The following is a 15,145-nucleotide window of genomic DNA, read 5'->3' on the forward strand; positions in this document are numbered from 1 at the left end:
CCTCATCATACTCGCCGGCAGGGGTGGTGATGTATAATCGCAGTAGTAGGGCTGAGGAGGGATTTCTGATGCTGGAGCAATCTTTGGAGATGGGCTCTCCGCTTCACATGGACGAAGACGGGGCCATCCGGGTAGCGCAGACGCGGGTCACGCTCGACTCGATCCTGTGGTCGTTCCGCTCCGGCGCCTCCGCGGAAGGTATAGCCGAGAAATATCCGTCCCTGGATCTGGGCGACGTCTATGCCGTCATTGCGTACTACCTTTGGAATCGCGAACGCGTTGACGATTACCTCGCGCGGCGCAGCCAGGAAGAGGAACTTGCCCTCGGTGAGATTACCGCCAGGTTTCCCCGCGAAGGTCTCCGCGAACGACTGCTGGCCCGCAGAAGTGTAGGGACATCGGAGGCGTGATCCGCTTCCTGGCCGACGAGGATCTCGACAACGACATCCTGCGCGGATTGAAGCGTAGAGTGCCGGATGCTGTGATCTCACGGGTGCAGGATCTGTTTCCCGGAAAGCCTGACCCCGAAGTGCTTGCCTGGTGCGCGGATGATGGGAGTGTGCTGGTCAGCCACGATGTCCAGACGATGCGAAAACACGCGTACGCGCGGATAGACGCCGAGCTCCGCATGCCGGGTCTGATCCTTATCCCCCGTTCCACCCCCATCCACATTGCGATCGACGACTTGGCGTTGATTGCCGAAGCAAGTCTCGAATCAGACTGGGAGGGAAAAGTATCATTTCTCCCGCTGTAGGATCGAAAGAACACGGCGACGACATGCCCGAGATCAAGAACTGGACCTGGCCGTACTGATAATACCCAAGCCGGGTCGGTCGGCGCGGACGAGGTTTAGGGATTCCCAACCGAGCGGTAAACTGCATGTCAATGGCGTGCAGGACGCCACCGGTCCGCGGACAGGACGGAGTCCACCTGATCCCATTGCTGTCAGTCAGGGTTCGCATGAACCTCCTTGCAGCCCGAATCTAGCGGACACCGGGCAAGCCCTTGAGGAGGGATCATGTTGGAACGCGATTTTCCGGTTCGTCCGGACCTCACGCAACTCAGGCACCAGGCGAAGGACCTTCTGCGCGCCATCCGGGAGGGCGAACCTTCCGCCGTTGCCGAACTCCGGGAGCGCCACCCCGAGCGCCCGGAGCCAGGCGTCGCCAGACTGGCCGATGCCCAACTCACACTCGCCCGAAGCAACGGTCTGCCTAGCTGGCCCCGCCTCGTTCTCGCCTGCTCCATGACCGACGCTATCTGGCGAAACGACGCCGATGCCGTCCGCCGCATGGTTCTGAAGCGCCCGCAACTGCTCCACGAAAATGCCCGTGGCCGCGAACAGTGTAACTGGGGCCCGCCGATGTCCTATGCCGCCAACCTCGGCAAGGATGCGATCGTCACGATGCTTCACGAACTCGGCGCCTCGGACGTTCAGCACGCGTTCGAGCGGGCATGCCTCCGCGGCATTCTCGACACCGCGCGGCGGTTGCACGCGATGGGTGGCATGCCGGTCCGCGGTTCCGTGATGGGCCCCTGCGAAACGCTGAACGGCGACGGCCTCGCCCTGCTTCTCGAACTGGGCGCGGAGTTCTGCGATGCTGACGGCGATCGGCTCGCGCCGCTCGGCCTGATCCTGCAGACCTATTCCCGCAATCCGCCCGGGAAGCACAAGTGTCTCAAACTCGTGGAAGAGCAGGGGATTCCGCTTCCCGACACGCCGCCGATGGCTGTCCATCGCGGACGGATGGACCTGCTGGAACAGCACATACGCCGTGATCCAGCCGTCCTTTCAAAGCGGTTTTCCCATCGCGAAATCTTCCCGGTGGAGCTGGGTTGCGATCTGGACGAATCGCTTGCGCTCCACGGGACGCCGCTCGCGGGAACGACCCTGCTCCACATGTGTGTGGACTACGATGAGATCGAAATCGCGCGTTGGCTCATTGAACAGGGCGCCGATGCGAATGCGACAGCGGACATCGACGCCGACGGCTTCGGTGGCCACACGCCGCTGTTCGGTTGCGTTGTATCGCAGCCGTACCGCACTGGGCGCCGCCTCGATGATGCGTTCGCCCGATTGCTGCTGGAGCACGGCGCCGATACGTCCATCCGCGCTTCCCTGCGCAAACGCCTCCGCTTTGTCGCCGATGAGACGGCCCACGAGTACCGCAACGTCACGGCGAAGGAGTGGGGAGAGCGTTTCCACGATCAAGATTGGGTAAGCCGCTCCGTCATGAGTTTGCTCTCCTGAGGTCTCGAAACTTGGACGGCCGCGCGTGAAGCGGCACTTCGAAAGATGCTGGAACCTGCGCGTAGGTGGTGTGGTTCCTTCCACTAAGGACGGCCGGGTCAGCCGTCTTGCGGCGCGCGGGTCTGCCCGTCGCCCGCGGTGAGGCAGCCGCCCGCGCGCAACGGCGTATTGCCATACACCCCGACGTAGTTTCCGGCGCGGCTTGCCTCCTCTCACAAGACCGGTTCCATGAGGAGGTGAATATGACGGAGCAGCAAATCATGTCCCGTACGGGCGGATCGGCTTCTCTGCGTGAGGATACCATCCGAGGGTTCGCCGAAGCGTTCACAGGCCGTCTCGTGACTCCCGGGTCGCCCGAATATGACCAGGCCCGGACGGTCTGGAATGCGATGATAGACCGCCGGCCGGCGATGATCGCGCGCTGCCGGACAGACGCTGATGTCGTCCAGGCTGTGTGCTTCGCGCGAGACAACAACCTGCTTCTCGCCGTGCGGGGCGGCGGGCATAACATCGCCGGAAACGCCGTCTGTGATGGCGGCATGATGATAGACCTGTCGCCGATGCGCGCGGTCACGGTGGACGCAGCGCAAAAGACGGCCCGCGTTGAAGCGGGCGCGACACTCGGCGACTTCGATCGAGAGGCGCAGGCATTCGGCCTGGCCACGCCCCTCGGTGTGAATTCAACCACCGGCGTCGCGGGGCTCACTCTCGGCGGCGGCTTCGGCTGGCTGAGCCGCAGCCTCGGCCTCACCATCGACAACCTCATTTCGGCGGACGTTGTTACCGCCGATGGCAGGAGACTACGTGCGAGCGAGACCGAAAATCCTGATCTGTTCTGGGCCTTCCGCGGGGGCGGAGGCAACTTCGGTGTGGTGACCGCCTTCAATTTCCGCTTACATAAAATCGGCCCGGAAGTGCTTTCGGGCCTCATCGTCCACCCGCTGGACGACGCGCAGAAAGTCTTGCGATTCTACCGTGAGTTCATAGAGACCACACCGGAAGAGTTCGTCTGCTGGATAGTATTGCGCCAGGCGCCGCCGCTCCCGTTCCTCCCGGAGGAGTGGCACGGCCGGGAGGTCCTGGTACTGGCGGTCTGCTACTCCGGGCACGACCTGAAGGAGGGCGAGCGGGTGGCGAAACCGTTGCGCGACTTCGGGAGTCCCATCGCCGATGTGATCGCGCCCCATCCGTTTACGGTGTGGCAGACGATTCTCGACCCGCTGCTCACGCCGGGAGCGCGCAATTACTGGAAATCGCACGATTTCCGCGAGATCAGTGACGGGCTGATCGATGTTCTGATCGACGCCGCCCGGCGCCTGCCGGACCCGCAGACTGAAATCGCGTTCGCCCAGCTTGGCGGCGCCGTGAGCCGGGTTCCGAGCGATGCAACGGCCTATGGTCACAGAGATGGCCGCTACGTTCTCAATACGCACGGCCGATGGAACGATCCGGCCAAAGACGAGGCCGGCATCGGCTGGGCGCGGGACCTGTTCCGGGCGGCGGCGCCCTACGCCACGGGCTCCGTCTATGTTAACTTCCTCACGCAGGACGAGGACGATCGCGTCCGGGCCGCCTATGGCGGCAACTACGACCGCCTGGTGCGGATCAAGAACCGTTACGATCCGTCCAACCTCTTCTGCCACAACCAGAACATACGGCCGTCGGTCTGAGACCGATCGGCTTCCTCAATCGGAGTATGGACTGCGGCGCTGTGTCCCGGGCGTACCCCGGGGCATGGCGCCGCGGTCCGTCCGACGAAGCCGGCTATGCCGCGTATGCGTCCAACGCGGCAAGGAGCAGAAACTTCGCCGTGTAGTCGTTCGCCGGTTCATTCGTCACGTAGTCATCGGCGCTGTCGTGGTATACCGCCGGTTGGTCGGCGTTCTCGGGGAAGAGAGGGGGGCTCTCGGCGTCGGCGCCGGGACCTTCATCGCGTAAAGTGATTTTCTGCTCCTTGAAGATCGACTGTGAGGTTGGGCCGCCCACAAGCGCGCCGGTGAGCTCCACGCCCTTCAGGTCGGCGATCTGGTGGTGGGGGTTGAGCGGGTAATGGCTTCCGGCGCCGATGACGAACGACATCCCCCACGGATTGCAGCCCAGTATGAAGTCTCGCTGCCGGCGCGATAGCGTAAGGAAGGCATCGTCACCGCTGAGCTTGCCGTAATTCCAGCACAGGAGGCCGGCCCCCGCGGCCGCTTCCGCCGTCCCCCAGATGAGCGGCGTGCCGAGCGAGTAGGGGTTGTTCGCCTGTTTGCTCACCACTTCGGCGTCGGCGCGGATGTAATCGAGCAGGCGCTTGCGGTCGCCGGTAGGCGCGTGCGGGTAGAGCGCCGTATGCGCGACGGCGTGTGTGCTGTAGACGCTGGGCGCCTCACCCGCAGGCCCGGCTTCCTCCGAGAAATCCAGCGCGTGCCGCAGGTATTCCTGGCGACCGGTGGTCGTGAAAAGCTGCGCCGCTCCCCACTCCATATCGTCGGCCCAGGTCTTCTCCGGATAGAAATCGTACGGTAGTGTGGACACCACCTTCGGGTTGGCCAACCCGAGCGCGAAAGCGGTTTCTGCGGCCTTAAGACACTTCTCCGCGAACGCTTTATCCTTCGTCCGGTACAGACGCGCGGCCACGGCCAGCGATGCCGCAACCCGTCCGGCCAGGTTGGCGCCCACGCCGAAATACACGGGCCGCGGCTTCCATGCACGGTTGCCGGCCGGTACGTCGGTCTCGGGGAGCCGCCACGTCTCGTGATCGGATTCATCGCCAACCTGGTAGTAGAACTCCTCGGCGGCGGGGTGCATTTTTAACAGCCACTCAAGCCCGACCCGGCAGTGCAGTAATAGCGCCTGCAACGTCTGTGCGGAGGTGGGGTCCGGCGGCATCTTGAGGTATCGCTCGCACGTGGTGGCGAGGAGGCCGGTGACGTAGCTCGTGGTTTCGACGAACTTCAGGTAGTCCCCCGCGTCGTGCCAGCCCCCGGTGGCGTCAATCTGCTGGCCGTCGCGCGGCCCTCCCACCGCGATGCCGTCGTCCGTGTGGCAAGGCCCATGCACCAGTGACGGCAGCCTGCCGCAGCGTTGCGCGTCGAAGTACTGCAGCACCAGGGGGATCAGCTGGTGATAGGCGTCCTTGCCGATCGTGAAGGGTTCGGACAACCGGCCATCCGCGAGCCTGAGACGGTATCGCCCAGGCACGGTGTACGCGTCGAAATCGGCTGCATAAAAATTCTGAAACGGGGCATCCGCGGGAACGCGCTGCGGCATCCCCACGATCTTGCCGCGGTGACGAATTCGGGGCACGACTGCGTCATCCACGATGCTGAAACCCGGAGATGGCGGCGGAGCGGTGGCGGCGATCACTGCCCGCTTCGGATCGGCGGGCAGGAATCCTACCTGGTTGAGGCCGATGACGATGTAGGGACGCTTTCGCGCGGGCGGTGAAGGTCCGGCGGAACGCTCATCGGCGAGGGCGGGCGTCGCGGGCGGCACGGCGAATGCCAGCCCCGCGCCCCCCAGCCCTTGCAGGAGGGCCCGGCGCGTCACGCTGTTCGGCTTTCCCGGTTCGATTTTCGACTCGTCCATTCGCGTGTCCGGCTTTGCGCGGGATTTCTTGCGGGCCGTGCGGCCAAGGCGCCTCCGATGCCTTCCGGTTCATGATACGCCTTCCGTATCCCCTGTTGCACCATGGTTCGAAATCCGAACCTGTACCCGGCCGCGAAAGCAGGTACCGAACGGTTTCACCGGAAGCCTGTCCATCTGTTCTGTACAGCCTATATTGGGAAAGAGTTCGTTCAGGCTGTCTGAACCGGCACGGCCTCTCATCGCCGAAGGACATCGTAATCGGCCGGGCCGGAAAGCTGTTCTGCCCGCCGTTGAACTCCACCGGTGTTCATAACGTTTTCCGGTATGTTGGGACGGTCCGGGCTCGTTGGGAACCGTCGAGGTCCGCTTTACGAAGGTAGAGGGCTGCCGCATGGAATATGTCGTTGGTGCGCTGGCGTGTTTGCTGATCCTGTTCATCCTGTGGGACACCTTCGAGACGGTGATCATGCCGCGCACGGTGATCAACCGGATGGGGCTCACCACGGTACTTTACCGGGTATCCTGGCGGGTATGGGGCGCCCTCGCGTCCAGGCTGGGCGCCCGGCGCGAACGCTTTCTCAGCGCATTTGGCCCGCTTTCCCTGATACTGCTTCTGGCAACCTGGGCAGTGATGCTGATGCTGGCGTTTGCGATGCTGCATTGGTCTGCCGGCTCACGCTTCGTCACCGCCGGGCGCCATATCGGATTTGGCACGTATGTGTACGTGAGCGGGACGACGTTGTTCACGCTTGGCCTCGGCGATGTGACCCCTGTCGGCATCGTCGCGCGGTCGATCACCGTCCTGGAAGCCGGCCTTGGCTTGGGATTCCTCGCGGTTGTCATCGGTTATCTACCCGTTCAGTACCAGGCATTTTCGCGCCGGGAAGTCACCATTTCCCTTCTCGATGCCCGGGCGGGCTCCCCGGCGACAGCCACGGAACTCCTTCGCCGGCATGCGGCGGCGGGCCAGACGAAGGAGGTAACCGATCTGCTGCGCGAGTTTGAGCGTTGGTCGGCCGAGGTGCTTGAAAGCCACCTATCGTACCCAACACTCGCTTACTACCGCTCCCAGCACGATCGACAGTCCTGGCTCTCCTCGTTGACGACCGTCCTCGACACATCGGCGCTCGTCGCTGTGGGTGTGGGCGACATTCCCACATGGCAGGCCGAACTGACACTCGCGATGGCCCGGCATACCGTCGTGGACCTCGCGCTAGTCTTCTACGCCGCGCCGGCCGCGCCGTTCCCGGATCGCCTTCCATCAGAGGATTTCGACACGCTCAGCGCCATACTCGCGGAAGCCGGTATTCCATTGCGCGATCCGGAAACTGCTGAACTCCGCCTGTTGAAGAACCGTCGCCTGTATGAGCCCTACGTCGCCGCCCTGGCCAAAGGATTAAGGCTGGACCTGCCGACCTGGATCGCCCCCAGCGGCGGGGTGGATAACTGGCAGACCAGTTTCTGGGATGGCGGCCACCTGTAGCCGTCGGCGCATTCATCACCCGTTCCGGCATTGTTACCGCACAGGTGACAACCTTTTGTCCGCGTGTTAGTATGCAAGTGAAATGCAATCGCACGCGGATACGGTCCCGCCTCGGCGCGACCACAGGAAGGCGCCCATGCTTGAGATCAACGGCATCACCAAATACTTCGGCGATCTGGCCGCTGTCAATACGCTGAGTTTTCGCGTCGATGGCGGGGAGATCGTCGGCCTACTGGGGCCAAACGGAGCCGGGAAGACCACCACCATCCGATGTATTGCCGGCATCCTCTCGCCGGATTACGGGAACGTCACCCTCTGCGGGCGGGACATCGTCCGCGAGCCTGAAGCCGCCAAACGACACCTTGCCTACGTACCGGAAGTCCCCAACCCGTACGAAATGCTCACGGTCATGGAGCACCTTCGGTTCGTGGCGGCCGCCTTCGACACCGAGGCGGAGTTGGCGCGCGCCGATGAACTGCTCGACGCCCTCGACCTTCTCGATAAACGCAACGCCGTCGCGGCCTCTCTCAGCAAGGGCATGCGGCAGAAACTGGCGTGCGCCTGCGCGTTTGTTCACCGGGCCGACATCTTCTGCTTTGACGAACCGCTGGTTGGAATCGACCCGAAGGGCGCGCGATCCCTCAAGGACCTTCTGCAGCGGGAGCGGGACGCCGGCAAAGCGCTCCTCATCTCCACTCATCAGTTGGACACCGCCGAGCGCCTCTGTGACCGGGTAGTCATCATGCATAAAGGCTCTCTGGTCACCGAGGGAACGATGGAGGAGCTTCACCAGACGGCCCGGCTTGGTGAGAACGCCACCCTGGAGGACATGTTCCTCGAGCTTACCGAAGAGGTGACGTGATGCGCGCCATCGCCCTTATGTCCTGGTGGCAATTTCGGAACGCTATCCGCACCACGCTCACCGAACCACGCAAACTCATTCCGGCCCTGGTTTTCCTCGGTTTGATGGGGTTGCAGGCCCTCAATTTCGTCTTCATCGGTTCCCAAAGCCATCAGACCCCGATACCGTTGGTTTCCGAATTCATCCGGCTTCACGCCTCCGCGGCCCGGTCCATGGTCTTTCTGTTTCTCGCCGTTCTCTCGGTCGGGCAGTTGGAATCCGGGCTCACCGGAGGCGCGCTCACGTTCTCGTTGAGCGACGTGGACTACCTGTTCCCAGCACCCATCTCGCGGCGAATCGTTCTGCTCTACCGGATTCCGGCCATCGTGTTCCGGAACCTGTTATACATTGCGTTCTTCCTGTTCATCGGGTACCTGACGTTCTGGCGAATGACCGACGCGGGGCAGGCAAACCTTTCGGGCCTGCCGCTGTACGTTGCCGTTTCCTGCTGGCTCTGTGGATACACCTGCATCGCCATCACGCTGGAGATCGTGTTTGGACTCGGCAAAGCGCGTTTGGCGCACAAGTTTGCCTGGGCATTTCTCGCGGCGCTGGTCGGTGCCATCGCTATGACGATCTGGCGTGGCGGCATCGACGGCATCGGGGCTTTGGAGCGTTCCTGGGTTCTGGGTATCCCGTTCTACCCCTGCCGACTCCTTGCGGACGCCTTTGTTTCGCCTCTCACCGGAAAGCCGGCGGGCGGTTCAATCTGGCAGTTGGCCGTGTTTTTCGCAGCAACGCTTCTTCTGCTCCTCACGCGCACCGAGAACTATTATGAGGTGACGCTCACCGGCTCGGAGCGCATTGCGCGTTTGAGAGAGGCTGCACGGTCCGGAAGCTTCTCGGCGATATTTGCCGCGCGGTTCAGAAACCGAGAGGCCGGCCGCAAAGGCCGGGCCACGCCTTACGCTCTGCCGCTCTTCGGGAGGGGCGCCGGCGCGGTGTTCTGGGCGCACCTTTCCTCGGCGGCGAAGCGTCCCTTCGTCAATTTCGTGCTGCCTTTCTCAGCTGGCCTCGTTTCGGCAGTCGTTGCCCTGATGTGGCTCCCGGGCAGCGCGGTAGAGATTGTCGCCGGCATCGACGCCTATGTCACATGGTCATTCCTGCTGATCGCCACACGTTCGTCGTTCCGACAGTGCGTGCAACTCCGATCCCTGGTCCGTCCCTTCCCGATCCGGCCCTGGAAGGTCGTAGTCGCGGACGTTACGCCCACTGTGCTCACCGGTTCGCTGTTCGGGTGGGGGGCAGGCCTTGCGTTATTGGGATACGGGGGGAAGGAGCGGGTCATCGTCGCGGCGGCGCTGCTGTTTGCCGCTCCGGCGCTGGTGTGCGCGCTCGCGCTGATCCAGTACGTAATCGCGCTGTGGTACCCGTCCGCGCAGGACAAGATGCAGCAGCTCCTGTCCGGCTTCGTCAGCATGGCCCTGTTCGGCGCCACCGCCATTGTGCTCACGCCGTTTATCGCGGTGCCGCTCATCTTGAGGGCTTCGCTGCCTGTAGTCGTGGCCTCCGGCTTCATCGGCAGCATCGCGTCGGTCTGCGGGCTCCTGGCGCTCGCCTCGTCCGTCTTCCGGCGGGCGGAAATCGCCTGATAAGCCGTCTAAGGAACGAGGCGTCGGCCGTTTCGTTGTGCGAACGCCCGCCTGCGTTGCTATCCTGAACGAGTTGAGCAAGATCCCCCTGCATCCGGGCCTCGGCATGGTACGGCAATTGCTGAACGTTTGCGCATACGGCCGTGCTTCATACGGCTGCCAGCAGTTGCGTCCGGCGATCCTCAGTCGCATTCGTTGGCACGACACAGCCATTTTACGGGGGCAGGCAGGCCCGTCTGCCTGGATCAGTGATTACAGACAATATGGAAGAAACCATCTTCGAACCACAAGAGATTGACCTTCGTACGTACTGGCAGGTAGTCCGAAAGCGTCGCTATACAATCCTCACCTCACTCGCGGCGGTCGTTACGCTGGGCATGCTGTGGACCTTCATGCAGAAGCCCGTCTACCAGGCGGAGACGAAGATTCTGTCCAAGGGGAACAACGCTACGGGCAGCGGCGATATCCTCAGCAGCACCATACCGGCCCTCGGCGCCTTCGCCGATCAGCGCGCCGTGCAGACACAGGTCGAGATCATTACGTCGTCGCCCATGCTGAAGGAAGCGGCCAAACGGACCGGGCTCGGCGATACCGATATCGCTCCCCAGGTGAAGGTCGATGGCGGCAAGGATTCCAACGTCATTAACGTGACCACGAAATCCACCAATCCCAAGGTGGCTATGGACCTCGCCAACAACCTTGCGGCCGTGTACGTCGAAGGCAATCTGAACCAGAACCGCAGCAGCGCCCACGCCGGGCGTGTCTTCCTGGAGGATCAGCAGGCCCGGTATCAGACGGCCCTCGAAGAGGCTGCGGTCGCATTGCGCGATTATCAGCAAAAGACCGGCTCCGTGTCGCTTCCCACAGCCACTGAAGCGGAAGTCAAAGCGCTATCCGATCTGGAAGTCGGCAAAATGGCGGCCGAGACGGACCGCAACACCGCATTGGCCAGGGCCGACGGCATTCGCAGGATGCTGGACAGGACCACCGTTACCGTCGTCTCACAATCCACGATCGCCCGAAATCCCATCGTTGATAAACTGCAGGGGCAGATTGTGGACCTGAACGTGCAGCGCGCGGGATTGCTGAGGGAATTCAAACCAGCCAGCGCCAAGGTGCAGGCGGTCGACGCCCAACTCGCCACCGCGGAGGCGCGCGAGAAATCAGTGGTGGCAAGCATCCTGTCAGGAAAGATATATGCGGAAAACCCCGTGCACCAGGCGCTGATGGCGCAGTTGACCGATGCCGAAGGCTCCGCCCTGGCCTCCGCAGCGCGCTCGACGGCGGTTGGCCGGTCCATCGCCGCTCAAAAGGCGATCCTCCAGCGCTTGCCGGAAGAACAGTTCCGCATGGCTCAGTTGGAGCGCAACGTACAGGTGGCTGAGAAGACCTACCTTGCCCTTCAGGACCGGTACCAGAGCCTGCGCATCGCCGAGGAGAGCACTCTCGCCAACGCTCAGATTATCGAACCGGCGAGGCTGCCCAAGGGGCCGATCAGCCCGAAGCGCAAACTGAATTTCATCCTGTCCGTCCTTGTTGGCCTGATGCTTGGCGTCGGGATAGCCGCGCTTCAGGAAGCGTTGGATGACACCCTCCGGACCAGCGAGGACGTGGAACGGGAATTGGCGCTTCCGATGCTTGGTATCGTGACGCGCATCGCCGAACCTGGGGACAGGTCCCTGGTCCACGCCGGCACGCTAAGCGGCGTCGCCGAAGCGTTCCGCATGGTTCGGTCGAACATCAAGTTCATGGCGGTCGATAAGAGCCTGCGGACGATCATGGTGACCAGCGCTGGAAAGGGTGAGGGCAAGAGCACCACAGCCGCGAATCTGGCGATCGCCCTTGCCCAGGACGGACGCAACGTAGTGCTGGTAGACGGCGACCTCCGCCGCCCCAGCGTGCACAAGCAGTTTGGAGTGCCAAACGCCACAGGGCTGACGAACGCGATCGTAGGAGGTCTTCCAACCGGCGAGGTATCTCTCGACGTTGGCCTTGAGAACCTGCGCATCGTGACAGCCGGCCCGATCCCGCCGAATCCGGCCGAGTTGCTGGACTCCGAGCGGTTCGCGAAGATCGTCGAGGAACTGCGCGCTGCTTATGACATCGTGGTGTTCGACGCGCCCCCCGTTCTGGGGGTCGCGGATGCCAGCGTGTTGGGTGGCCGGTGCGATGGCGTTGTGCTTGTGGTCGCGGCCGGCGAGGTGGAGAAGAAAGCCGCGAGGCGGACCGTCCAGATGCTGCAACAGGCCCGCGCCCACATCCTGGGAGTGGTGCTCAACAAGATCGACCAGCGTCACGGGGAGTATTACTATGACTATTACTACTACCAGTACCATTCAGATGACGGAAGCACACACCGCCGGAAGCGTAACAAAGCCTCCAGTTCACACGGAAAAGGGAAGTAGATGATGCGCTGGACACTGATAATGGCTGCCCTGTTCGGAATGGCGGCTTCATCCGCTCTCGCCGGCGGCCTGTACACCCTCGGCCCGGAGGACGTGCTGAGCATCACCGTTTATGGGCACGAAGATCTCACACGCGACGTGGTGGTCCTCAGCGATGGCCAATTTGCGTATCCCATCGTTGGTAGTGTGTCCGCGTCCGGGCAAACGGCCGAACAGGTCGCGGCAGCGATATCCAAAGGACTGGAAAAGGAACTCAACGAGCCCAGCGTTACGGTCACGGTTAAACAGCCAGCGATGCGCCGGGTGTATGCCAGCGGGCTGGTCGCAAAGGCCGGTTCATACGATTTGAAGCCCGGCTGGCGCGTCAGCCACCTCGTCGCCGAGGCCGGCGGCATCTCCGGCAAACCCGAGCTCACCAAAGCCACCGTTGTCCGTGGTTCCACAAACATAGCCGTTGACCTTGCGGCGGTCCTCGGCGAAAGCAACCGTGACGCGGACATCGAACTGATGCCTGGCGACCTCGTCCAGATTCAGGCGGATACAAACCTGGTGCACGTCGTTGGACAGGCTAAATCACCTGGCGATTATCAGCTCAAGGCCAAACTGGGAGTGCTGGAAGCCCTGGCAATGGCCGGCGGCGCGACGGACAACGCAGCCCTGACCGGCGTTCAGATTCTTCGCGGCGCTCGCGTCATCAAGGTTGACATGCACGCGATCATGGCGAACGGCGATTCCGGCGCCAATGTGGTGATGGAACCCGGGGACACCCTGCTGATCCCCGCCAACGAGGCGCGCATCGCGGTGCTCGGCGGTGTCCAGCAACCCGGCTACTACGATTTGCCCGACGGCAAGGTCGTTACCCTCGCGGACGCGATCGCCATGGCCCGCGGCGGCAATAAGCGCGCCAGGATGACCAATGTGGCGCTCGTTCGCATGGTCGGCGGCAAGCAGATCGTAAGCAAGGTGGACATCAGCCGCTTCCTCAAGAAGGGCGATCTGACCCAGAATCCCGCCGTTTCGCCCGGCGACGTGGTCTATGTGACCGACGGCAGCGCCGTTGAGCCTGGCGCCGTGCTGGGCGCGATCATGTCTCTCGCCAGCCCGTTGGTGTACACCTTCGCGCGGCAGTAGGCCTCCGAGGGCATATGGCGGAGGCCGGGCGCTCTCAACGAGTCCCGTCCGCCGCCACCGCCCGCGACAGCCTGTCCACAGCGGCCTCAGCTCGGTCCACCGCGTCCGCTGCCGGGTTCTTGATCACGTTGTCATACGTGAACGCCGCAAGGCTCGCGTCGAGGTCCTTCACCTCCGCTGTCGCACTCGCGCCCGCCCACTTCCGCAGCAGCCGGATCTTCTCGTACTCCTGAATCCCCTCGCGCAGCCTCTCGAACCGGATGGAGCTCCGGGCATTCGGGTAGACGAGGAACGCGTCGCCGGCCTGCCACGTTACGTGCTTCGTGTCGTACAGCGGGTCCTCAACCCACGAGTCATACGCCCACCGGAGGAACCCGGACAGATTCCGCGCGGAGGCGTACAGGCCCATCCATGCCGCTTCCGCGGGCGGCGAGTACGTAAAGGTATTCGGCCGCTCCGGACCCGTGCACACGTAGAACGTTGTCAGCTCGCCCCGTCCGGTGCGCTCCGCGATGGTGGCGTCGGAAACGGAGGAATTGATGATGACGCACCAGTCGTTGATATCTTTCTGGACGCGCGGCTCGTTGTCGCCCGCGAGGGCGAGGCGCAGGCCGTTTCCCTCGCGCTGAAGCATCGCTATGGCCGGCTTCATGAGTTCGAGGGGCCGTTCATCCATCGCGATGACTGCCCGGGCAAGCCAGCCCTTTCGCTTCAGATGCGCTGTGAAATCCTTCAGGAACGGCGACCATATCCTGTCATATTCCGGCGTTCCGGGCACGATGGACGCCTCGCGGTAGTCGCCGCTCGCCTCGTCCAGATAGCGCACCTTGTTCGTCCAGGGCACCATCGAGTAGCAATTGATGTACTTGTCCAGCCCGCATTTGCTTCCGAAAGCCACGTATTTGTCGAACACTGAATAGTCGTATTTCCATGTCCCGTCCTTGCGAAGCGTCCATTCGACCATCGAGCCGTACGAGTCGTACGTTTGCCCGCCCCACGGAGCGTGGATAATGGTGGTGCTGAGGCATTTCGCCCCCGCGTTCGCCAGCATCTCAAGGTGCGGTTTCAGAAGCGCGAAGTGCTCCGGCGACCACAGCTTGACGTGATGATAGCGGGCGACGGCGTAGGGATTCTGCCAGAGGTCGAGGTGGAAAGACCAATCACGCGGCGCAGGCAGTTCGAGGGGCATGACCTCCAGACGTAGCGTGAACGAGTGGCTTTGTCCACCCTCCGCCCGCGCCGTCACAACTCCCTCATACGCTCCGGGTGCGGCATCCGGCGGGATATCCACGGTGGCCCACACCGGGCGGACGGATCGCGCCGGCATGTCCACCCGGTCGGCGTCATCGAGGATATCGGGCATCAACACCTGGTCTGCGAGAACGTACCGGACGAAACGAAGCGTTATCGGGATCGATCCCGGGGCGGCCGTGCGCGACAGCCGAGCGGATTCAAGGCGCAATTGGCTGATGTCGTCGCGCGACCACAGCAGGAGTTGTGCGTTGACGCGTTCGCCGCGCCAACCGGCGCCTTCCCACGCGCCGGTTTCGGCCACCTTGGGTGGCTCATTTCGCGCGTACCGGAGGTTCAGCGATCCCACGCCTCCGCGCAGCCCCGCCGGTACGCCGCTCCACGCCTTTTCCGCGGCGGCTTGTGGTACGACGACCGGGTCGGCCGGTTCATACACCGGTCGCGGCCGGCGTTCGGCGTTTGCCGGGATCTCGGCTGCCATCAGCGCAATCCCGAGGACCGACATCCCCAGCATCAATCGCGACAGGTCTGAAAGAGCGATTTGGGCGAACATGGACG

At 63.1% G+C, this 15,145-nt stretch carries 11 protein-coding genes; 9 read left to right on the forward strand and 2 right to left on the reverse strand.

What is annotated here, in order from left to right:
* Nucleotides 1–68 precede the first annotated feature (68 nt).
* The 4 genes from VGM51_18095 to VGM51_18110 all read left to right on the forward strand — a co-directional run bounded on the left by VGM51_18095 (nt 69) and on the right by VGM51_18110 (nt 3,921).
* Nucleotides 69–410, forward strand: coding sequence for a DUF433 domain-containing protein (locus tag VGM51_18095; protein ID HEY3414949.1), 342 nt, complete (start codon nt 69–71; stop codon nt 408–410).
* Entirely contained in the window at nt 407–754 is a 348-nt protein-coding gene (locus tag VGM51_18100; GenBank protein ID HEY3414950.1) for a DUF5615 family PIN-like protein, read from the forward strand. Before VGM51_18095 ends, VGM51_18100 begins: the two co-directional genes overlap by 4 nt.
* A gap of 264 nt (nt 755–1,018) precedes the next feature.
* On the forward strand, nt 1,019–2,251 hold the full coding sequence (locus VGM51_18105; GenBank protein HEY3414951.1) for an ankyrin repeat domain-containing protein: 1,233 nt from the start codon (nt 1,019–1,021) through the stop codon (nt 2,249–2,251).
* Nucleotides 2,252–2,493: 242 nt separating this feature from the next.
* Entirely contained in the window at nt 2,494–3,921 is a 1,428-nt protein-coding gene (locus tag VGM51_18110) for an FAD-binding oxidoreductase (protein ID HEY3414952.1), read from the forward strand.
* 94 nt (nt 3,922–4,015) lie between these two features.
* Here the strand turns inward: VGM51_18110 and VGM51_18115 are convergent, their stop codons facing one another.
* A complete protein-coding gene (locus VGM51_18115) occupies nt 4,016–5,824 on the reverse strand; it encodes a glycoside hydrolase family 9 protein (protein ID HEY3414953.1) in 1,809 nt (602 codons plus the stop codon).
* Between the two features lie 391 nt (nt 5,825–6,215).
* Between VGM51_18115 and VGM51_18120 the strand changes: the two genes are divergently transcribed.
* From VGM51_18120 to VGM51_18140, 5 genes are all read left to right on the forward strand, one after another.
* On the forward strand, nt 6,216–7,307 hold the full coding sequence (locus VGM51_18120; protein ID HEY3414954.1) for a potassium channel family protein: 1,092 nt from the start codon (nt 6,216–6,218) through the stop codon (nt 7,305–7,307).
* Between the two features lie 136 nt (nt 7,308–7,443).
* Entirely contained in the window at nt 7,444–8,169 is a 726-nt protein-coding gene (locus VGM51_18125) for an ABC transporter ATP-binding protein (protein HEY3414955.1), read from the forward strand.
* Complete coding sequence (locus VGM51_18130) at nt 8,169–9,800, forward strand: putative ABC exporter domain-containing protein (protein ID HEY3414956.1); 1,632 nt, start codon at nt 8,169–8,171, stop codon at nt 9,798–9,800. Before VGM51_18125 ends, VGM51_18130 begins: the two co-directional genes overlap by 1 nt.
* 263 nt (nt 9,801–10,063) lie before the next feature.
* On the forward strand, nt 10,064–12,205 hold the full coding sequence (locus VGM51_18135) for a polysaccharide biosynthesis tyrosine autokinase (protein ID HEY3414957.1): 2,142 nt from the start codon (nt 10,064–10,066) through the stop codon (nt 12,203–12,205).
* A complete protein-coding gene (locus VGM51_18140; GenBank protein ID HEY3414958.1) occupies nt 12,206–13,336 on the forward strand; it encodes an SLBB domain-containing protein in 1,131 nt (376 codons plus the stop codon).
* A gap of 34 nt (nt 13,337–13,370) precedes the next feature.
* On the opposite strand, the gene VGM51_18145 is transcribed toward VGM51_18140, so the two are convergent.
* Complete coding sequence (locus VGM51_18145) at nt 13,371–15,140, reverse strand: glycoside hydrolase domain-containing protein (protein ID HEY3414959.1); 1,770 nt, start codon at nt 15,138–15,140, stop codon at nt 13,371–13,373.
* Nucleotides 15,141–15,145: the final 5 nt, after the last annotated feature.

Source organism: Armatimonadota bacterium (assembly GCA_036504095.1).
Lineage (GTDB): Bacteria > Armatimonadota > DTGP01 > JAKQQT01 > JAKQQT01 > DASXUL01.

What these genes read in the sequence shown, in the direction of transcription:
- VGM51_18095 (HEY3414949.1), top strand. Translation starts at nt 69, where the DNA reads ATGCTGGAGCAATCTTTGGAGATGGGCTCTCCGCTTCACATGGACGAA.
- VGM51_18105 (HEY3414951.1), top strand. Translation starts at nt 1,019, where the DNA reads ATGTTGGAACGCGATTTTCCGGTTCGTCCGGACCTCACGCAACTCAGG.
- VGM51_18110 (HEY3414952.1), top strand. Translation starts at nt 2,494, where the DNA reads ATGACGGAGCAGCAAATCATGTCCCGTACGGGCGGATCGGCTTCTCTG.
- VGM51_18115 (HEY3414953.1), bottom strand. Translation starts at nt 5,824, where the DNA reads ATGGACGAGTCGAAAATCGAACCGGGAAAGCCGAACAGCGTGACGCGC.
- VGM51_18120 (HEY3414954.1), top strand. Translation starts at nt 6,216, where the DNA reads ATGGAATATGTCGTTGGTGCGCTGGCGTGTTTGCTGATCCTGTTCATC.
- VGM51_18125 (HEY3414955.1), top strand. Translation starts at nt 7,444, where the DNA reads ATGCTTGAGATCAACGGCATCACCAAATACTTCGGCGATCTGGCCGCT.
- VGM51_18130 (HEY3414956.1), top strand. Translation starts at nt 8,169, where the DNA reads ATGCGCGCCATCGCCCTTATGTCCTGGTGGCAATTTCGGAACGCTATC.
- VGM51_18135 (HEY3414957.1), top strand. Translation starts at nt 10,064, where the DNA reads ATGGAAGAAACCATCTTCGAACCACAAGAGATTGACCTTCGTACGTAC.
- VGM51_18140 (HEY3414958.1), top strand. Translation starts at nt 12,206, where the DNA reads ATGATGCGCTGGACACTGATAATGGCTGCCCTGTTCGGAATGGCGGCT.
- VGM51_18145 (HEY3414959.1), bottom strand. Translation starts at nt 15,140, where the DNA reads ATGTTCGCCCAAATCGCTCTTTCAGACCTGTCGCGATTGATGCTGGGG.